20 protein-coding genes are annotated in these 18,931 nt (G+C 63.1%); 9 read left to right on the top strand and 11 right to left on the bottom strand.

Translation table 11 applies throughout. The features are described from left to right. Nucleotides 1-84: 84 nt before the first annotated feature. The 3 genes from ACFSGJ_RS15675 to ACFSGJ_RS15665 are packed head-to-tail and all read left to right on the top strand — an operon-like array spanning nt 85 to nt 3,929. The gene (locus ACFSGJ_RS15675; protein ID WP_390263843.1) at nt 85-2,343 is read left to right on the top strand and encodes an NADP-dependent malic enzyme; all 2,259 of its coding nucleotides are present in this window, start codon (nt 85-87) and stop codon (nt 2,341-2,343) included. A gap of 3 nt (nt 2,344-2,346) precedes the next feature. Beyond that, nucleotides 2,347-3,201, top strand: a complete 855-nt coding sequence (locus ACFSGJ_RS15670) for a ribokinase (protein WP_390263840.1) — start codon at nt 2,347-2,349, stop codon at nt 3,199-3,201. Between the two features lie 17 nt (nt 3,202-3,218). Beyond that, complete coding sequence (locus tag ACFSGJ_RS15665) at nt 3,219-3,929, top strand: sulfotransferase-like domain-containing protein (RefSeq protein ID WP_390264183.1); 711 nt, start codon at nt 3,219-3,221, stop codon at nt 3,927-3,929. 7 nt (nt 3,930-3,936) lie between these two features. Here ACFSGJ_RS15665 and ACFSGJ_RS15660 read toward each other — a convergent pair whose 3' ends face one another. The 7 genes from ACFSGJ_RS15660 to hemJ all read right to left on the bottom strand — a co-directional run bounded on the left by ACFSGJ_RS15660 (nt 3,937) and on the right by hemJ (nt 11,288). Then, nucleotides 3,937-4,839: a ParB/RepB/Spo0J family partition protein gene (locus ACFSGJ_RS15660; RefSeq protein WP_390263837.1), complete on the bottom strand. Its 903-nt coding sequence runs from the start codon at nt 4,837-4,839 to the stop codon at nt 3,937-3,939. Further along, on the bottom strand, nt 4,836-5,645 hold the full coding sequence (locus tag ACFSGJ_RS15655) for a ParA family protein (RefSeq protein WP_390263834.1): 810 nt from the start codon (nt 5,643-5,645) through the stop codon (nt 4,836-4,838). Before ACFSGJ_RS15655 ends, ACFSGJ_RS15660 begins: the two co-directional genes overlap by 4 nt. Beyond that, nucleotides 5,638-6,258: a 16S rRNA (guanine(527)-N(7))-methyltransferase RsmG gene (gene rsmG / locus ACFSGJ_RS15650; RefSeq protein WP_390263831.1), complete on the bottom strand. Its 621-nt coding sequence runs from the start codon at nt 6,256-6,258 to the stop codon at nt 5,638-5,640. The genes ACFSGJ_RS15655 and rsmG overlap by 8 nt, the downstream gene beginning before the upstream one ends. After that, nucleotides 6,255-8,126, bottom strand: a complete 1,872-nt coding sequence (gene mnmG / locus ACFSGJ_RS15645; protein WP_390263828.1) for a tRNA uridine-5-carboxymethylaminomethyl(34) synthesis enzyme MnmG — start codon at nt 8,124-8,126, stop codon at nt 6,255-6,257. Before mnmG ends, rsmG begins: the two co-directional genes overlap by 4 nt. Nucleotides 8,127-8,128: 2 nt before the next feature. Then, nucleotides 8,129-9,415 (bottom strand): tRNA uridine-5-carboxymethylaminomethyl(34) synthesis GTPase MnmE, encoded by a 1,287-nt coding sequence (gene mnmE, locus ACFSGJ_RS15640; protein WP_390263825.1) that lies wholly within the window; start codon nt 9,413-9,415, stop codon nt 8,129-8,131. Nucleotides 9,416-9,425: 10 nt separating this feature from the next. Then, a complete protein-coding gene (gene rho, locus ACFSGJ_RS15635) occupies nt 9,426-10,697 on the bottom strand; it encodes a transcription termination factor Rho (RefSeq protein WP_390263822.1) in 1,272 nt (423 codons plus the stop codon). A 141-nt stretch (nt 10,698-10,838) separates the two neighbouring features. After that, nucleotides 10,839-11,288, bottom strand: a complete 450-nt coding sequence (gene hemJ, locus ACFSGJ_RS15630) for a protoporphyrinogen oxidase HemJ (RefSeq protein ID WP_390263819.1) — start codon at nt 11,286-11,288, stop codon at nt 10,839-10,841. A 419-nt stretch (nt 11,289-11,707) separates the two neighbouring features. Between hemJ and ACFSGJ_RS15625 the strand changes: the two genes are divergently transcribed. The 4 genes from ACFSGJ_RS15625 to dnaQ are packed head-to-tail and all read left to right on the top strand — an operon-like array spanning nt 11,708 to nt 14,421. Continuing rightward, the gene (locus tag ACFSGJ_RS15625) at nt 11,708-12,307 is read left to right on the top strand and encodes a Maf family protein (RefSeq protein WP_390263816.1); all 600 of its coding nucleotides are present in this window, start codon (nt 11,708-11,710) and stop codon (nt 12,305-12,307) included. Continuing rightward, a complete protein-coding gene (locus ACFSGJ_RS15620) occupies nt 12,304-13,137 on the top strand; it encodes a shikimate dehydrogenase (RefSeq protein ID WP_390263813.1) in 834 nt (277 codons plus the stop codon). The genes ACFSGJ_RS15625 and ACFSGJ_RS15620 overlap by 4 nt, the downstream gene beginning before the upstream one ends. A 5-nt stretch (nt 13,138-13,142) precedes the next feature. Next, nucleotides 13,143-13,724 carry a dephospho-CoA kinase gene (coaE, locus tag ACFSGJ_RS15615; RefSeq protein WP_390263811.1) on the top strand — a complete coding sequence of 194 codons (582 nt, stop codon included), beginning with the start codon at nt 13,143-13,145 and terminating at the stop codon, nt 13,722-13,724. A gap of 10 nt (nt 13,725-13,734) precedes the next feature. Beyond that, nucleotides 13,735-14,421 carry a DNA polymerase III subunit epsilon gene (gene dnaQ, locus ACFSGJ_RS15610; protein ID WP_390263808.1) on the top strand — a complete coding sequence of 229 codons (687 nt, stop codon included), beginning with the start codon at nt 13,735-13,737 and terminating at the stop codon, nt 14,419-14,421. Here the strand turns inward: dnaQ and secB are convergent. Then, nucleotides 14,418-14,936 carry a protein-export chaperone SecB gene (gene secB / locus ACFSGJ_RS15605; RefSeq protein ID WP_390263806.1) on the bottom strand — a complete coding sequence of 173 codons (519 nt, stop codon included), beginning with the start codon at nt 14,934-14,936 and terminating at the stop codon, nt 14,418-14,420. The genes dnaQ and secB overlap by 4 nt on opposite strands. 45 nt (nt 14,937-14,981) lie before the next feature. Next, on the bottom strand, nt 14,982-15,467 hold the full coding sequence (locus ACFSGJ_RS15600; protein WP_390263804.1) for an FxsA family protein: 486 nt from the start codon (nt 15,465-15,467) through the stop codon (nt 14,982-14,984). Between the two features lie 109 nt (nt 15,468-15,576). On the opposite strand from ACFSGJ_RS15600, the gene ACFSGJ_RS15595 reads away from it, so the two are divergent. Then, on the top strand, nt 15,577-16,245 hold the full coding sequence (locus tag ACFSGJ_RS15595) for a Tim44/TimA family putative adaptor protein (protein ID WP_390263801.1): 669 nt from the start codon (nt 15,577-15,579) through the stop codon (nt 16,243-16,245). Between the two features lie 20 nt (nt 16,246-16,265). Beyond that, nucleotides 16,266-16,874 carry a Smr/MutS family protein gene (locus ACFSGJ_RS15590; protein WP_390263799.1) on the top strand — a complete coding sequence of 203 codons (609 nt, stop codon included), beginning with the start codon at nt 16,266-16,268 and terminating at the stop codon, nt 16,872-16,874. A 15-nt stretch (nt 16,875-16,889) separates the two neighbouring features. On the opposite strand, the gene hslU is transcribed toward ACFSGJ_RS15590, so the two are convergent. After that, complete coding sequence (gene hslU / locus ACFSGJ_RS15585) at nt 16,890-18,191, bottom strand: ATP-dependent protease ATPase subunit HslU (RefSeq protein ID WP_390263798.1); 1,302 nt, start codon at nt 18,189-18,191, stop codon at nt 16,890-16,892. Next, the gene (gene hslV, locus ACFSGJ_RS15580) at nt 18,188-18,745 is read right to left on the bottom strand and encodes an ATP-dependent protease subunit HslV (protein ID WP_390263795.1); all 558 of its coding nucleotides are present in this window, start codon (nt 18,743-18,745) and stop codon (nt 18,188-18,190) included. Before hslV ends, hslU begins: the two co-directional genes overlap by 4 nt. Nucleotides 18,746-18,931: the final 186 nt, after the last annotated feature.

The raw sequence follows: 18,931 nt of genomic DNA, 5'->3' as shown, positions 1-18,931 counted from the left end.
GTGGCCTGTCCGCGAAAAGCAGATTTCCGGCTGTTCGGATACGCACGCTTTGCTATGACAAGGGCGACCGAGGAAGGAACTGCCATGTCGAGCAACGCCAAAACCACCCGAGAAGAGGCGCTGGCCTATCACCTGGAGCCGCAGCCGGGGAAATACGAGATTTCCGCCTCCAAGCCGATGGCGACACAGCGCGACCTGTCGCTCGCCTATTCCCCCGGCGTGGCGGTGCCCGTACAGGCCATCGCCGAACGCCCCGAGACCGCCTATGACTACACCACCAAGGGCAACATGGTCGCGGTGATCTCGAACGGTACCGCGATCCTGGGGCTGGGCAATCTCGGCGCGCTCGCCTCAAAACCGGTGATGGAGGGCAAGGCGGTGCTCTTCAAGCGGTTCGCGGACGTGAATGCGATCGACATCGAGCTGGACAGCGAGGATGCCGAGGAAATCATCCGCGCGGTCAAGCTGATGGGGCCGACCTTTGGCGGCATCAACCTTGAGGATATCAAGGCGCCGGAATGTTTCATCATCGAGCAGCGCCTGAAAGAGGAGATGGACATCCCCGTCTTTCACGACGATCAGCACGGCACGGCGGTCATCTGCGCGGCGGGTCTCATCAATGCGCTGGAGATCAGCGGCAAGAAGATCGAGGACGTCAGGATCGTGCTGAACGGCGCCGGCGCGGCGGGGATCGCCTGTCTGGAGCTTCTGAAATCCATGGGCGCGCGCCATGACAACTGCATCATGTGCGACACCAAGGGCGTGATCTGGCAGGGCCGCACCGAGGGCATGAACCAGTGGAAATCGGCCCATGCCGCCCGCACCGACGCACGGACGCTGGAAGAGGCGATGGTGGGCGCGGACGTGTTTCTGGGCGTCTCGGCCAAGGGCGCCGTGACCCCCGAAATGGTGGCCAGCATGGCCGAAAACCCGGTGATCTTTGCGATGGCCAACCCCGACCCTGAAATCACGCCCGAAGAGGCCCATGCCGTACGCCCCGACGCGATCGTGGCGACCGGGCGCAGCGACTATCCCAATCAGGTGAACAACGTCCTGGGCTTTCCCTACCTCTTTCGCGGGGCGCTCGATATCCATGCCCGGGCGATCAACGACGAGATGAAGATCGCCTGTGCCGAGGCCTTGGCGCGGCTTGCCCGTCTTGACGTGCCCGATGAGGTCGCCATGGCCTATGGCCGCAAGCTGGCCTTTGGCCGGGACTACATCATCCCGACGCCGTTCGATCCGCGCCTGATCCATGTGATCCCGCCCGCCGTCGCCAAGGCCGGGATGGACACGGGCGTGGCGCGCCGCCCGATCATCGACATGGCCGCCTATGAGATGTCGCTGAAATCCCGCATGGACCCGACGGCAAGCATCCTGCAGGGCATCTATGCCCGTGCGAAATCGGCGCAGGCCCGCATGATCTTTGCCGAAGGCGACGACCCGCGCGTTCTGCGGGCGGCGGTCGCCTGGCAGCGGTCCGGCCTTGGCAAGGCGCTGGTCGTCGGGCGCGAGGCTGACGTTCGCGAAAAGCTGGAAGCCGCGGGCCTCGGCGATGCCCAACGGGAGCTCGAGGTCGTGAACGCGGCCAATTCCCGGCATCTGGAGACCTACAAGGACTTTCTCTATGCCCGCTTGCAGCGCAAGGGCTTCGACCGGCAGGATATCCACCGCCTCGCGGCCCGGGACCGGCATGTCTTTTCGGCGCTGATGCTGGCGCATGGGCATGGCGACGGTCTGGTGACGGGTGCCACGCGCAAATCGGCGCATGTGCTTGAACATATCAACCATGTCTTCGATGCGGGCGCTCAGGACGGTGCGGTCGGGGTCACGGCCTTGCTGCACAAGGGGCGGATCCTGCTGATCGGCGATACGCTGGTGCATGAGTGGCCGGATGAACAGGATCTTGCGCTGATCGCGACGCGCGCGGCCGGTGTCGCCCGCAACCTGGGGCTGGAGCCGCGCGTGGCCTTCGTCTCATTCTCGACCTTTGGCTATCCGGTGTCGGAACGCGCCGAAAAGATGCATCAGGCGCCGGTGGTGCTCGATGCGCGCAAGGTCGATTTCGAATACGAAGGCGAGATGACCGTGGATGTGGCACTCAACCCCGAGGTCATGGCGCATTACCCGTTTTCACGCCTGACGGGCCCGGCGAATATTCTGGTCGTTCCGGCGCGCCATTCGGCCTCGATCTCGGTCAAGCTGATGCAGGAAATGGCGGGGGCGACGGTGATCGGTCCCATCCTGACGGGCGTCACCAAGCCGATCCAGATCTGCAGCACGACCGCCACGATGAACGACATTCTGAACATGGCCGCGATGGCCGCCTGCAAGATGGGCTGAACAATGGCCGTGTGGAACCTCGGGTCGATCAATATCGACCACTTCTATCGCCTGCCGCATCTGCCTGCGCCGGGGGAAACGCTTGCCGCGACGGAGTATCGGCAGGGGTTGGGCGGCAAGGGGGCGAACCAGTCGGTCGCCGCCGCCCGCGCGGGCGCCACGGTGCATCACATCGGCGCGGTCGGCGAGGCCGATGAGGCCGTCATCCACCGGCTGGAGGCCGAAGGGATAGACACGGCTCCGATCGCCCGCCTGTCCGGCACCACCGGTCACGCCATCATAAACATCGACGCGAGCGGTGAAAACAGCATCGTCATCCATGCCGGCGCAAACCGGGCGCTGCCGCGTGACTGGGTGACGGATGCGCTGGATCAGGCGCAGGCGGGCGACATCCTCTTGATTCAGAACGAAACTTCGCATCAAGCCTATGCAGCGGAACTGGCACGGGCGCGCGGCTTGCGGGTGATCTATTCCGCGGCACCCTTTTCGGTCGATGCCGTGCGCGAGGTTCTGCCGCATATCCACATCCTCTGCGTAAACGCCATCGAGGAACAGCAGCTTCTCGCCGCCCTGGGCAAGGTCGAGGGGCCGGACCTGATCGTGACCCGTGGGGGGGATGGCGCCGAATGGCGGGGCATGGCGAAAGTTCCGGCCTTTGCCGTCGATGCCGTCGACACGACCGGCGCCGGCGACTGTTTCACGGGGAACATCGCCGCCGCGCTGGATGCCGGCTTTTCGCCGACCGACGCGATGCGCCGGGCCAGCGCCGCCGCCGCGATCCAGGTCACGCGGCACGGCACAGCCGACGCGATGCCTGACGCCGCGGAAATCGAGGATTTCCTTTACCGACATCCATGAAACCGGAGGCACGCATGATCAGGATCGCGATGTGGTCGGGGCCGCGGAATCTGTCCACGGCGTTGATGTATTCCTTTGGCGCAAGATCCGATTGCGCGGTGGTCGATGAACCCTTCTACGCGGCCTATCTGGCGCAAACGGGGCTCGACCATCCCATGCGGGCCGAGGTTCTGGCGGTCCAGCCGCAGGACCCCGCGGCAGTCATCAAGGGCCTGCTTTCCGACCCCGGCAAGCCGGTCTTTTACCAGAAACACATGACGCAGCACATGCTGCCGGGTATCCCGCGCGACTGGATGAGGGACTGTGTGAACGTCTTCCTCATCCGCCACCCGGCACGTGTCGTCGCCTCTTATTCCGCGAAACGAGAAGGGCCCGACCTGGACGATCTCGGCTTTCGCCAGCAGGCGGAACTGTTCGACCTGGTGCAAGGCTGGGGCCAGACGCCCATCGTCATCGACAGCGCCGATATCCGCGCGAACCCCGGGGCGGCGCTGAGCGGCCTTTGTTCAGCGATCGGAATCGGCTTTGATCCCGCGATGCTGCACTGGCCCGCCGGTGGCCACAGGGACGATGGCGTCTGGGCGCCGCACTGGTATGGCGCCGTTCATCGGTCGACCGGGTTCGACGGGGCCGAAGGCCCGCTCCCTGCGTTGACGGGCGCCTATGCGGATCTGGTCGCGCAGGCGCTACCCTATTACGAAAAGCTGCACCCGCTGCGCATCGCATAAGCCCCTGTCAGGCCACGCGCGAGGGCGTCAGGATCTGGCAAAGCCGGTCCAGATCCTCGAGCGTCTCATAGCGGATGCTGATCCGTCCTGCGCCATCCGCCTTGTGCTCGATTTCCACGGCCATCCCGAGATTGGCGGAAAGATCGCCCTCAAGCGCGCGGGTATCCGCGTCCTTTTCGGCACCCCCTGCCCGTTCGCGACGCTCCGAAGGCGCGGGCTTCGGCTTTTTCACCAGCGCCTCGGTTTCACGCACCGAAAGTTCGCGCGCGATCACCTGTCGCGCCAGTTCCGCCGGGTTTTCGCTGGTGATCAACGCCCGCGCATGACCGGCGGTCAGCTTACCCTCTCGCAGATAGGCCTGAACTTCCTCGGGAAGCTGCAACAGCCGCATCAGGTTCGCGATATGGCTGCGGCTTTTGCTGAGCGCCTCGGCCAGCTTTTCCTGCGTGTGCCCGAACCGGGTCATCAACTGGCGATAGCTCATCGCCTCTTCGACGGGATTAAGGTCAGCCCTTTGAATATTCTCGATAATCGCGACTTCGAGAACTTCCGTATCCGATAGTTCGCGTACCAGAACCGGCACTTCGTGGAGCTGGGCGATCTGCGCCGCGCGCCAGCGGCGTTCGCCTGCAACGATCTCATAGGTGGAAGGCTCTGCCTCGCGGCGCCGGACGATCAGGGGCTGGATGATGCCCTTTTCGCGGATCGAGGCTGCAAGCTCCTCCAGCGCCTCACGGGCAAAATGGCGGCGCGGCTGATCGGGGTTGGGAAAGACCTTTTCAACGGGAACGGAAAGGTCGGCGCGCTTTGAGCGATCCTCAGAGGGACGGGCGTCAAGCTGAACATCCGCCATGAGCGCCGACAAACCGCGACCGAGGCCACTGCGACGTTCCTGCTTCTTTTCCATCATATCTGCCCCTCAAGTTGTTGTATCTTTGCCCCATGCCCCACCAACATCTCGCGGGCGAGCGCCCGGTAAGCGGCACTTCCGCGCGAGGCTGAATCGTATGCAAGAACCGGCATCGCATGGGACGGCGCCTCGCTGACGCGGACATTGCGGGGGATCACCGTCGCGAAAACCAGTTCACCAAGGTGATCGCGGGCGTCCCGTTCCACCTGCTGCGAAAGGTTATTGCGCCGGTCGGACATCGTCATCACCACGCCCTCGATCCGGAGATCGGGATTGGCCGATTCCCGCACCTGGCGGACCGACAGAAGAAGCTGCGACAGCCCCTCGAGCGCGAAGAATTCGGCCTGCAGGGGCACCAGAACCGACTGCGCGGCGACCATCGCATTGACGGTCAGCAGGCTGAGCGATGGCGGGCAGTCGATGAAGATATAATCGAAACCCATTTCCGCCAGATCGGTCTGACGCAAGGCGCTGTGCAGCAGGAAGCTGCGCCGATCCGTCCCCCCCAGATCAATATCCGCCGAGGCCAGATCGGCCGTCGCCGGGCACAGGAAAATTCCTTCGAAAGCTGTCGGGACAACGACCTCTGCGACCTTGGTTTCCTGCAAAAGCAGATCATAGCTGGTAAAACGCCGGTCGCCCAGTTCCACGCCGAGGCCCGTCGACGCGTTGCCCTGCGGGTCGATATCGACGACCAGAACCTTGAATCCCAGTTCAGCCACGGCGGCAGCGAGGTTGATCGCCGTTGTCGTCTTTCCCACCCCGCCCTTCTGGTTCGTGATGGCGATGATACGAGGATCAGACATGCTGGATATTCTCAATGCAGAGGATGACGCCGGTCGGGTCAGAAACGCTCGGATGGAGCTGACACTCAAATTGCCAGAGCTTGCGCGCCTCGGCAATCTCTTCCCGGTGATTTGCGCCCTTGAGAAAGACCGCTCGGCCGCCGTCGGCAAGGTGTCGCGCAGCGTAGCCACAAAGGGTCGCCAAGGGCGCGAGCGCACGCGCTGACACGACATCCGCGCGCAACGGCTCGGTCGCTTCGATCCGCTTGGCGATGACCTGAGCCTTCAGATCCAGATCCCGGATCACAGTCGCAAGAAACGCAGATTTGCGAGCATCCGATTCAACCAGGGAAAACCGCGTTTCCGGGCTCTTTTCTTTGTAGATAACCGCAACGACGAGCCCGGGGAACCCGCCGCCGCTTCCGAGATCAGCCCAATGGGATGCGGATGAAGAAAGCGCAGCCACCTGCGCACTGTCGAGAAAATGCCGGGTCCACACGTCATCAAGCGTAGTTTTCGAAACGAGGTTTATCGCGGCGTTCCAGCGGCGGAGGAGCGCTTCAAAAGCCTCCAGCCGCTCGATTGTTTCACGTGAAACATCAACGTCATTCAGGAACGCTTGCGCAGGCCTCATGCACTGCGCCTTTTTTCCATCTGCCTTAGCTTGGCAAGGATCAGAGTCAGCGCCGCCGGGGTCATTCCATCTACGCGCCCCGCCTGACCCAAGGTACGCGGCTTCACCCGCGCCAGCTTTGCCTTGAGTTCATTAGACAGCCCAGACAGGGCGCCATAGTCGAAATCATCTGGCAAAGCGTGCTCCTCATCGCGCTGCATGGCCGCTACGTCAAGGGCCTGCCGGTCCAGATAGTTGGAATAGAGCGCGTCTCGGGCAACCTGCTCCCGGCTCTCGATGTCGATGTCTTTCAGCGAAGTGTCGAGGCCCTCCAACTGATCGAAGTTCACATCCGGGAAGGACAAAACGGTGAAGGCCGAGCGCCTGACTCCATCCTGGCTGACACGGATACCGTGCGCGGCCAACTCTGTCGGGCTATAGGTCCGCGCCTCAAGCAGATGACGAGCGCGTTCAAGCCGCTCCACCTTGTTTTCGAAGATTCGCTTCCGATTTTCGCCGACACATCCCAGCGCAAGGCCGAGTGGGGTAAGCCTCTGATCCGCATTATCCGCGCGGAGCTTCAGCCGGAATTCGGCCCGCGACGTGAACATGCGGTAGGGTTCACTGACACCGCGGGTGACAAGATCGTCGATCATGACGCCGATATAGCTCTCGGAGCGGGAAAAGACGACCTCCCCACGATCCTTGGCCTGCAAGGCGGCGTTCAGCCCAGCCACCATCCCTTGGGCTGCAGCCTCTTCGTATCCCGTGGTGCCGTTGATCTGCCCCGCCAAAAAGAGGCCCGGAACGTCCCGCAGCTCCAGCGTGGGGCGCAGGCTGACCGGATCGACATAGTCATATTCGATTGCATAGCCTGGCTGCAGGATCGTGACATCGTCCAGCCCGGTGATCGAGCGCACGTAGTCCAGCTGCACATCCTCCGGCAGGGAGGTCGAGATGCCGTTCGGATAGACGGTGGGGTCATCAAGCCCTTCTGGCTCAAGGAAAATCTGATGAGAAGTCTTATCCGCGAACCGAACGATCTTGTCCTCGATCGAGGGACAATAGCGCGGCCCTACCCCCTCAATATGTCCGCCATACATGGCCGAACGGCTCAAATTCGCGCGAATAATCTCGTGGGTCCGCTCATTCGTATGGGTGATCCCGCAGGAGATTTGCCGCGCCTCTGGCCGCCGATTGAGGAACGAGAGCATGGTCGGGTCGTCGTCACCCGGCTGCATCTCCAGCACATCCCAGTTGATCGTCCGCCCGTCCAGACGTGGCGGCGTCCCGGTCTTGAGGCGCCCGAGTGGCAGCCCGAAATCGGAAATTCGCTCGGCCAGCCGAACAGAAGGGCGTTCTCCCATCCGCCCGCCTTCCCGACGCTGGTCGCCGATATGAATAACGCCGCGAAGAAAGGTCCCGGTCGTCATGATGACGCTATGTGACCGGATCTCTGTTCCGTCAGCCAACTGAACGCCTGAGACCCTACCGGCGTCAACCAGAAGATCCGCAGCCTCGCCTTCCACCACCGTCAGGCCGGGAGTCGCCTGAATCTCGGCTGATATGGCAAGTCGATACAGCTTTCGATCTGCCTGCGTCCGCGGCCCTTGGACAGCAGGGCCCTTCTTGCGGTTCAGCAGCCGGAACTGAATACCTGCCCTATCTGCGGCGCGTCCCATGATGCCATCCATGGCGTCGACTTCTCGGACAAGATGGCCTTTACCCAAGCCCCCGATCGCCGGATTGCAGGACATAACGCCGATGGTATTGGCGTGAAGCGTCACCAAGGCCACGGTCGCGCCCATGCGGGCGGCAGCGTGGGCCGCCTCGCAGCCTGCGTGTCCACCACCCACGACAATGACATCAAAATGTTTCACGTGAAACACTCCTACTTTCCGATGCAGAAGCTTGAGAATATCTCGTCCAGGACATGCTCCACATCAACGTGACCCACCATCATGTTAAGGCCATGAACTGCGCGGCGTAGATCGGCGGCGGCGAGCTCTGCCCTGTCAGTTCCCCTGACTATCTGATCTCGCGCTGATTCTAAAGCCTCCATCGCCACGACCAATGCCTGCCGCTGCCTTTCGCGCATCACGACTCCGCTAGACGAAGCGCGCGCCGAGAGCGTATCCGTTATTCGTGTGATCAGTTCCGGAAGACCTTCACCCGTCTTGCCCGAGACGCGAAGACCGAGACCCGGGAACAGATCCGCCTTGCCGTGCACCAGAATATCGTCAGCTTCAGGCGCCACGGGCAAATCCCCCGCCTCATCGAGCAAGAGGACGCGCAGATCGGCCCGTGCGGCCCTTTCGATTGCCCGCTCGATTCCGATTCGCTCGATTCGATCGTCCGATTCGCGCAGCCCCGCGGTATCTAGTATCGTGACAGGCAAACCGCCGAGGTCCATCCGGACCTCGATCACGTCCCGCGTCGTTCCGGCGATATCCGAGGTTATCGCCGCGTCTCGTCCCGCTAATGCGTTGAGAAGTGTTGATTTTCCGGAATTCGGCCGTCCCAGGATCGCAACTTCAAAACCCTCGCGAATCCGCTCCGCCACCGACGCGCCGGCAATTTCCCGTGCGAACTCTGCCGTCAGGGAATCGATGATGTCCAGTACTTCCGGGCTGACATCGACCGGAACATCCTCATCCGCAAAGTCAATCGTCGCCTCAACCAGCGCTGCGGCGCGAATCAGGCGGCGGCGCCAATCGTCCGCGCGCTCGCCCAGGGCACCCGAGAGAACACGCAACGCCTGGCGCCGTTGCGCCTCGGTCTCTGCCTCGACAAGATCGGCCAGGCCCTCGACCTGCGAGAGATCGAGGCGTTCATTCTCGAGCGCCCGGCGTGTGAACTCTCCCGGTTCGGCTGCCCGAACGTCCGGCATTTCTGCCAGCCTCCGCAACACCGCCCCTATGACTGCGACGCTGCCATGCAGATGAAGCTCGGCGCTTTGCTCACCGGTAAAGCTTCGCCCCGCTTCGAACAGAAGGACCAGCGCCTCATCCAGAATATCGCCGCCGCTGTCTCGCAAACGACGAAGCCCCGCCCGGCGCGGTTCAGGCAGGGAAATATCGAAGGCCGCCACCGCGTCCCACGCCCGGGGCCCGGAGATCCGGACCACCGCGACCCCCGCCTTTCCGCGCGCGCTGGCCAAGGCAAAGATCGTGTCCATGGCGCGCCTGTCAGGTGTTCATCGAATCGAAGAAATCCGAGTTCGACTTGGTCTGTTTCAGCTTGGAAATCAGGAACTCGATCGCCTCGGTCGTGCCCATCGGGTTCAGGATCCGACGCAACACGAAGGTCTTTTGCAGATCGGCCTTGTCGACCAGCAGGTCTTCCTTCCGCGTCCCCGACTTCAGGATATCCATCGCCGGGAAGACACGCTTGTCGGCAACCTTCCGGTCGAGGACGATCTCCGAGTTGCCGGTGCCCTTGAACTCTTCGAAGATGACCTCATCCATCCGGCTGCCGGTGTCGATCAGGGCGGTCGCGATGATCGTCAGCGACCCGCCCTCTTCGATATTGCGCGCCGCGCCAAAGAACCGCTTGGGCCGCTGCAAGGCGTTCGCGTCGACACCCCCGGTCAGAACCTTGCCCGAAGACGGGACGACGGTGTTGAAGGCCCGGCCAAGGCGGGTGATCGAGTCGAGCAGGATGACCACGTCGCGCTTGTGCTCGACCAGCCGTTTTGCCTTTTCGATGACCATTTCCGCCACGGCGACGTGGCGGGTCGCAGGTTCGTCAAAGGTCGAGGATACGACCTCGCCCTTCACGCTGCGCTGCATGTCCGTCACCTCTTCCGGCCGTTCGTCGATCAGAAGGACGATCAGGTAGCATTCCGGGTGGTTCTGGGCGATCGAGCTTGCAATATTCTGAAGCAGAACGGTTTTACCCGTCCGGGGTGGCGCCACGATCAGCGCGCGTTGCCCCTTGCCCATGGGCGCCACGATGTCGATGATGCGCCCGGAACGATCCTTGACCGTCGGGTCATCCAGTTCCATCCGCAGCCGTTCATCGGGATAAAGCGGCGTCAGGTTGTCGAAATGCACCTTGTGCCGGGCCCGTTCGGGTTCGTCGAAATTGATCCGCGTGACGCGCGTCAGCGCAAAGTAGCGTTCGTTTTCACGCGGTGCCTGCATCACGCCTTCGACCGTGTCGCCGGTGCGCAGGCTGAACTGGCGGATCATGTCGGGAGAGACATAGATATCGTCCGGGCCCGGCAGATAGTTCGCCTCGGTCGAGCGGAGAAAGCCGAAACCGTCCTGCAGCACCTCAAGCACGCCGTCGCCGGAAACCTCCCACCCCTCTTCGGCACGCTCCTTGAGGATCGAGAACATCATTTCGCCCTTGCGCATGGACGACGCGTTCTCGATCTCCAGCTCTTCCGCCATGGCAAGAAGATCAGCGGGGCTCTTGGCCTTCAGCGAGGCGAGCGTAAGGCATTCCTGTGTCATGAAAAAAACAAGCCTCTCGGGTCGCGGATGGCAACCGGCATGGAACATGTATTGGAAAAGACCACGGATCGGACGACCCAGTCAGATCGCCCAATACACCCCCACGCGATCAGAGTCAAACCCACAGCGACAGAAGCAGTGTCAGAACTTGATCACCACGGACAGGACGATGACGACCAGAAGAAGGGTCGGGACCTCATTCATCATCCGGTAGCGCCGCCCGTCCAGCCGGTTCCGGCCTGCGGCAAAGTCCTTGCGGCGGCGTCCGAGCCAATGGTGAAACAAGGTCATCGCAATGACCGCGCCGCCCTTTGACCAGGGCCAGACCGCGCCCCAATAGACGATGCCGGGTGTCAGCACCAGCATCAGGCCGAAGATCCAGGTGGCGATCATCGCGGGATTCATGATCAGACGCAGCAGCTTGCGCTCCATCGTCTGGAACAACAGGTCCGTTTCCGTCCCGGCCGTCACCTGCTCCGCGTGATAGACGAAAAGCCTCGGCAGGTAGAAAAGCCCCGCCATCCACGCCACGACCGCGATGATGTGGAACGCCTTCGTCCAAGGATAGACGAGCGAAAGCAGGTCGAACATGGAAACCTCTCAGCAAGCGAAGCCTTCTTTATCAAAGAAAGAATAAGAAAGAAGAGTAGATGTTGTAGTAAGGCCCATGGATAACCCGAATTCACGCCTCTCGCGGCCAGATCTCCACAAGAAGAACAGCCTGTGGATAAGTCTGTGGGAGAATATGATATCTTCGGATATTTTTAGAATTACGTATAAATTTCATCGTCTTGTGCGCCTTGGGTAGAAGTTCGGTTTGGGGATAATCCTCATCAGTCAGGCCGTCCTTCGGGTTCATCCACAGCCACCCTCCGGCCACAATCCACGGTGGATAACGTGCCCGCTTTCTTGACATCTTTTCCGTGGTTCAGTGAGGTTCGGGCCCGATCCGGATTTGTCCTCAGATCGTCCGCCGCTTCATCTGCCGATTCCGCCACAGGGTTTTCCACATGCACCGCGATCTGATCCTTGCCTCTGCGTCCGGGATACGGGCCGAATTGCTGCGTCAGGCCGGGCTTTCGCCGCGTATCCTCCCGGCAAAGGTGGATGAAACGGCGGTTCGGGACGCGATGCGCGCCGAAGACGCCCCCGCGCGGGACGTGGCCGATGCCCTGGCCGAATTCAAGGCGCGCAAGGTCTCTGCTGCGAACCCCGGCGCACTGGTCCTGGGTTGCGACCAGATTCTGGAGGTCGGCGGCCAGATCCTGACCAAGCCCGCAGACCCTGATGCAGCCCGGGCACAGTTGGCCCTTCTTCGTGGCAAGACCCACCGCCTTCTGTCGGCGGCCGTGCTATACGATGGAGCAGGGCCGGTATGGCGGCATGTCGGTCAGGTGCGGCTGACGATGCGCAGCTTTTCCGACAGCTATCTGGAGGACTATGTGTCCAGAAACTGGGACAGCATCCGGCACGCCGTCGGTGCCTACAAGCTGGAGGAAGAGGGCGTCCGGCTTTTTGCCTCGATCCAGGGCGATTATTTCACGATTCTGGGACTGCCGCTGATCGAGCTGCTGAATTTCCTGAGTACCCGCGGAGACATTCCTTCATGACGACCGAGACGATACGGCTGGCCGCGGTGATCGGTTCCCCCATCGCGCATAGCCGGTCCCCTGCCCTTCATCGCCATTGGCTGGAAACCTACGGGATCAAGGGATTTTACGTGCCGCTGGAGGTTTCGCAGGCCGATCTGCGCGACGCGCTGCGGACCTTGCCGCGGATGGGTTTTGTCGGCGCAAACGTCACCATTCCGCACAAGGAAACCGTGCTGCAACTGGCGGACGTGGTAACGGATCGCGCGGCGCTGATCGGCGCGGCCAATGCGTTGATCTTTCGCCCCGATGGCAAGATCCACGCAGACAACACCGATGGCTACGGCTTTATCGCGAACCTGCGGCAGCATGTTCCGGACTGGCAGCCTCAGGCGGGGCCGGTCGCCTTGTTCGGCGCCGGGGGGGCTGCGCGGGCGGTTATCTCCTCGCTTCTGGAAGGCGGTGCGCCCGAGATCCGGATCGCGAACCGCACCCGTGCCCGGGCCGAGGCGATGCGGGCCGAATTCGGCGCCAAGGTCGTCGTCCATGACTGGGTGCAGGCCGCGGACATGCTGAACGGCGCGGCGACAATCGTGAATTCGACCGCACTGGGGATGACGGGCAAACCCGATCTCCGCCTGCCCTATGATGCGTTTTCGCCGAATGCCGTTGTGACGGATCTTGTCTACAGCCCGCTCCGCACCGCGTTCCTCGAGGAAGCGGCGGCCCGGGGCTGCCGCACCGTGGACGGGCTCGGGATGCTGTTGCATCAGGGCGCGCCCTGTTTTGAGCGCTGGTTCGGCGTCCGCCCCGAGGTCGATGAGGCGACACGCGCCGCAGTCCTGAAATGAGCGTAATGAACCGCCCGTTCCTTCTTGGCCTTACGGGCTCGGTCGGGATGGGGAAATCGACCACCGCCGGGATGTTCCGCGCCCTTGGCGTGCCGGTCTGGGATGCGGATGCGGCCGTTCACCGGCTTTACGAAGGCAAGGCCGTGCCGCTGATCGCGGCGCGATGGCCGGCGGCGGTGCGCGATGGCCGGGTCGATCGCGGCGCACTCAGGGAATTGATCGCGGCCGACGCGGGCGTTCTGCCGCAGCTGGAGGCCATCGTGCACCCGCTTGTTGCCGAGGACAGGCAGAACTTCATCGATGCGGCGACGTCGCGTCTGGTGGTTCTGGACGTGCCGCTGCTGTTCGAGACCGGCGCAGACCGGGGGATGGACGCGACCCTTGTCGTCAGCGCCCCGGCGGATCTGCAGCGCGCCCGTGTGCTCGCCCGCCCCGGCATGACAGAGGATCATTTCCGCACCATCCTGTCCCGCCAGATGCCGGATGCAGAGAAACGTGCCCGCGCAACCTATGTGATCGAGACGACGGCCCTTGAACCTGCGCGCGCCGCGGTGCAAGCCCTTGTGGAGACCCTGACGACGAACTGAAAGGCGACAGATGCGCGAAATCGTTCTGGACACCGAAACAACCGGCTTCGAGCCCTCGGAAGGGCACCGGATCGTGGAAATCGGCGCGGTCGAGCTTTTCAATCACGTCCCCACGGGGCGCACTTATCACCAGTACATAAACCCCCAGCGGCCGATGCCGGCCGAGGCTTTTGCGGTGCATGGGCTGGGCGACGATTTTCTGCGGGACAAACCGGTGTTCCGCGAGGTGGGGGCCGCGTTTCTGGAATTCGTGGGGAACGCGCGGCTGGTGATCCACAACGCGGCTTTCGACATGAAATTCCTCAATGCCGAACTGGGCTGGGCCGGCCTGCCCCGGCTGCCTGACGCTCAGGCCGTTGATACGCTGGCCATCGCGCGCCGGCGCTTTCCGGGTTCGCCCGCGTCGCTGGATGCACTTTGCCGGCGGTTCGGGGTCGACAATTCGGCGCGTGAAAAACACGGCGCGCTGCTCGACAGCGAGATTCTGGCCGAGGTCTATCTGGAACTGATCGGCGGGCGTCAGCCCGACTTTGCGCTTGCCACCAGCGTCGCCGAAAGCAGGACGCAGGCCGGCGACAACTGGCGGCCCCGCCCGCGCCCCCGGCCCTTGCCGTCCAGGCTGACCGAGGCCGAGCAAAGCGCCCATGCCGCCTTTGTCGCGGCACTGGGCGAAAACGCGATCTGGAACCGGACCTAGTTCGGAACCGGCGCAGCCTGCGCCTTTTGCTGTTCCGCACGCCGCGCGAGTTCCTGACGGTAGAGCGCGAGGAAATCCACCGTGTCGAGGTTCAGCGACGGGAAGCCTCCATCACGGGTGACGTCGCTCACGATGCGGCGGACAAAGGGGAACAGCATCCGCGGGCATTCGATCAGCAGGAACGGATGCATCTGTTCGTCCGGCACGCCCGAGATGTGAAAGATCCCGGCATATTCCAGTTCCAGATGGAACAGGGTCTCGTTCTCGTTCGCCTTGTTGCGGGAATGGACCTTGAACTTGGTGATGACCTCGTACTGGTTCTCGACCGTCCGCTTGCGCGCATCTAGGCTCACCTGAACCTGGATATCGGGCGAGACCTCGGCATTCTGAAGGCCCTTCTGCGCCAGCACGTTCTCGAACGACATGTCGCGGATGAACTGCGCAAGCACCTGCATCTTCACCTGCGGGGCCTGCGCCGGCTGCGGTGCTGCGGCGCCGTTTTCTGTCTCGGTCATTTCTTTCTCCTGCAAAGGCGGATTTGCGTCTCTCTAGCAGGTGGGTCAGTGCCGGGTCCAGCCCGAGGGGCGATGCGTGGGCCGCTTTTCCCCGCGATCCGGTTCATCGGCCGCGTCATGATATTCGCCCTCGATGATCTGATCGCGGGCCGGGCGTGCATAGCCGCGCGTCTCGACCCTCGTGACCTTCACGCGTGTGGCGACCTGCCGCATGACGAAGGTGCGGAAAGCGGGGATCAGCAGCAGAATGCCGATCGCGTCTGTCAGAAAGCCGGGCATCAGCAAAAGGAACCCGGCCATCAGCAACAGCGCCCCATGGGCGAGCGGCGCGGCAGGGTCGCGCATCTCGTCCACGGCCCGGCGCAGATCCAGAAGCGCCAGCCGACCCTGAAGACGGACGACGGAGATTCCGGCCACGGCCGTGCCCACCACCAGCGCAAGCGTCGGCCAAAGGCTCAGCCAGCCGCCGATCATGATGAAAAGCGCGATCTCGATCAGCGGAATCGCAATTATCGCTGCCAGTAACCACATGTCACACGTCCTTGTCCGGGGCCAGCGGTGGACTTGGGGCGACCCCTGCCTTACATAAGGCCCAAGCATCGATGAAACCAACCCCTCCGACGTCCGCGAGAGGCACAAGATGAGTTCTGCCGTGATCCAACTTCTTGTTCTGGCCGGGATTGCCATTTTTCTGATCCTACGCCTCAAAAGCGTTCTCGGCACCCGTGAGGGGTACGAAAAGCCGCCGCTTCCGATGGGCGACTCCCCTGAACCGAACGCGCCCGCGCGCCGTAACTTCGACGTGATCGAGGGCGGGCCGGACGCCGACATCACCGACCATGTGGCCGAGGGCAGCACGGCAGCCGATGCCCTGTCGGCGATGAAGATGGCCGAGCCGGGCTTTCACGTGGGCGATTTCCTTCATGGGGCCCGCGGAGCGTATGAGATGATCCTGATGGCCTTCGAAAACGGCGATCTGGAGTCGATCCTTCCGTTCCTGTCGCGTGATGTCTATGACACGCTGGCCGAGGTCGTGGAACTGCGCGAACGCGAAGGCCTGACGGTGCAGGCGACCTTTGTGGGCGTGCGCGAGGTCACGCTGGTTGCCGCGGCCTTTGACCGCACGTCGCGCGAGGCAGAGATCACCGTGCGCTTCGTAGGGGAGCTCACCTCGGTCGTGCGCAATCAGGCCGGCGAGATCGTCGAGGGCAACCCGAACGAGATCAAGCGCCAGAAGGATGTCTGGACCTTTGCGCGCGTCATGGGTTCCGACAACCCGAACTGGCAGCTTGTCGCGACGGGTGAATGATCTTGCTGGCCGGCTGAGCCATGTCACGCCGGCGGCCAAGGGGGCTGCGTCCCGAAGAGGCCGAGCTGTGGCAGCGCGTGGCCGAGACTGCCCTGCCCCTCCATCCGCGCGGCGTGACGGCCCTTCCGCAGCCGAGGGCGAAACCCGAAAAGCCTGATATCGCTGCAATCGCGCAGCCCTCAGATCGCCTGCCCGCGTTCAAGATCGGGCAGCATGCACCGCCCGCCAGACCCGCTCACGACCTCTCGCCCGGCATTGGGGAAAGGCTTGCATCCGCGCCGCTCAACATGGACCGCAAGGCCTTTTTGCGCATGTCGCGCGGCAAGCTGAAGCCCGAGGCGCGGATCGACCTTCACGGGATGACAGTATCCGAGGCGCATCCGGAGCTTCTGCGGTTCATCCTCTCGGCTCGGGACAAGGGATACAGGCTCGTCCTGGTCATCACCGGCAAGGGGCGGCGCGGCGAGGATGACGGGCCGATCCCCCGGCATCCCGGCGTCCTGAAACGCCAGGTGCCGCAATGGCTGTCGATGCCGCCCTTGGGCGCTGTCGTCCAGCAAGTGGCCGAGGCGCATCTGAAACACGGCGGCTCCGGCGCGTACTATGTCTATCTGCGCCGGGCGACCTGATACCGGATCGAAGGGTCAGAGCACGTAGCGGCTGAGGTCGGTCGAGCGCGACAGCTCGCCCAGGTTCGCCTCCACAAACTCCGCGTCCACCACGATCTCTTCGCCGCCTCGATCGGGGGCAGAGAAGGACAGATCCTCGAACACCCGCTCCATCACCGTATAAAGCCGTCGTGCACCGATATTCTCGACCGCCTGGTTGACCTCGGCCGCGATGCGGGCAAGGGCGTGGATACCGTCATCGGTAAAGCGCACGGCAACCTCCTCGGTCGCCATCAGGGCTGTATATTGCCGCGTCAGCGCATTGTCCGTTTCCGTGAGGATGCGGACGAAATCGTCCTCGGTCAGCGCGCGCAATTCGACCCGGATCGGAAGCCGTCCCTGCAACTCGGGCAACAGGTCGGACGGCTTGGCGATGTGGAACGCGCCCGATGCGATGAAAAGGATGTGATCGGTGCGGACCGGCCCGTATTTCGTGGAGACGGTGGTCCCCTCGATCAACGGCAGCAGATCGCGCTGGACACCTTCGCGGCTCACGTCGCCGCTGCGGCTGTCGGACCGGGCGCAGACCTTGTCGATCTCGTCGATGAAGACGATCCCGTTCTGCTGCACGGCATCCAGCGCGGTGCGGTTGACGGTTTCGTCGTCCAGCAGCTTGTCCGCCTCTTCGCCCAGAAGGATGTCATAGCTTGCGGCCACCGTCATGCGGCGGCGCACCTTGCGGCCCCCGAAGGCCTTTCCGAAGATGTCGCCAAGGTTCATCATCCCCGCGCCGGGTGTGCCCGGGATTTCCATCATCGGAAAAGGGCTTGCGCTGTCGGCCACCTCGATCTCGATTTCAGTGTCGTCAAGTTCGCCGCGCTTGAGCTTGTTGCGGAACATCTCCTTGGTCTGTTCGCGCGCGTCCTTGCCCGCAACGGCCTCGATCACACGATCTTCGGCAGCGGCATGGGCGCGGGCGCGGACATCGTCACGCATCGCGTCACGGGTCATCGCGACGGCGGCATCCATAAGGTCGCGGATGATCTGTTCCACATCGCGTCCGACATAGCCCACTTCGGTGAACTTGGTCGCCTCGACCTTGATGAAGGGAGCGCGGGCAAGCTTGGCGAGCCGGCGCGAGATTTCGGTCTTGCCGACGCCGGTGGGGCCGATCATCAGGATGTTCTTGGGATAGACCTCATCGCGCAGGTCATCGCCCAGCTGCTTGCGGCGCCAGCGATTGCGCAGCGCGACCGCCACGGCGCGCTTGGCGTCCTTCTGGCCGATGATGAAGCGGTCGAGTTCCGAGACGATCTCGCGGGGGGTAAGGGTGCTCATCCGGCGATCCTTTCGACGGTCAGGTTGCCGTTGGTGTAGACGCAGATTTCGGCGGCGATGGTCATCGCCTTGCGCGCGATTTCCTCGGCGGCAAGATCGGTGTCCATCAGGGCGCGGGCTGCGGCAAGCGCATACATCCCCCCCGACCCGATCGCGGCAACATCCTGTTCGGGTTCAAGCACATCCCCCGCCCCGGTGATCACCAGCAGTTCCTTGCCGTCGCTGACGATCAGCATCGCCTCCAGCTTTTGCAGGTATTTGTCGGTCCGCCAGTCCTTGGCAAGTTCCACGGCCGCACGGGCCAGCTTGCCACCCGCGGCTTCCAGCTTCGTTTCCAGACGTTCCAGCAAGGTGAATGCGTCTGCCGTCGATCCGGCAAAGCCCGCCACGACATCCGTGCCGCCGGGCGACAGGCGCCGCACCTTGCGCGCCGTCCCCTTGATGACCGTCTGGCCGAGGCTGACCTGCCCGTCCCCGGCAATGACGACCTCACCCCCCTTGCGGACACCGATGATGGTGGTGCCGTGCCAGCCCGGGAATTCCTTGTCTGCCATTTCTGCCTCCAGCTTTGAGGGGCTATATGGCCGTCCCCCGCCCCCGACGCAAGTTTGGGTCGGGGGCGATGCAGGTTCCGGACCTTGCACGCGCCGGGTTAATATGCCCAGGCGATGCGGCAACAGAGAGCGTTCAACAGAGGGCGCGGACATAGCCTCCGTTTGCGCGATCGCCTTGATGACCTC

It is taken from the genome of Halodurantibacterium flavum, assembly GCF_042681825.1.
GTDB classification, from domain to species: domain Bacteria; phylum Pseudomonadota; class Alphaproteobacteria; order Rhodobacterales; family Rhodobacteraceae; genus Halodurantibacterium; species Halodurantibacterium flavum.
The sequence above is the reverse complement of the archived record's forward strand: the minus strand, read 5'-3'. Positions and strand labels throughout refer to the sequence as shown.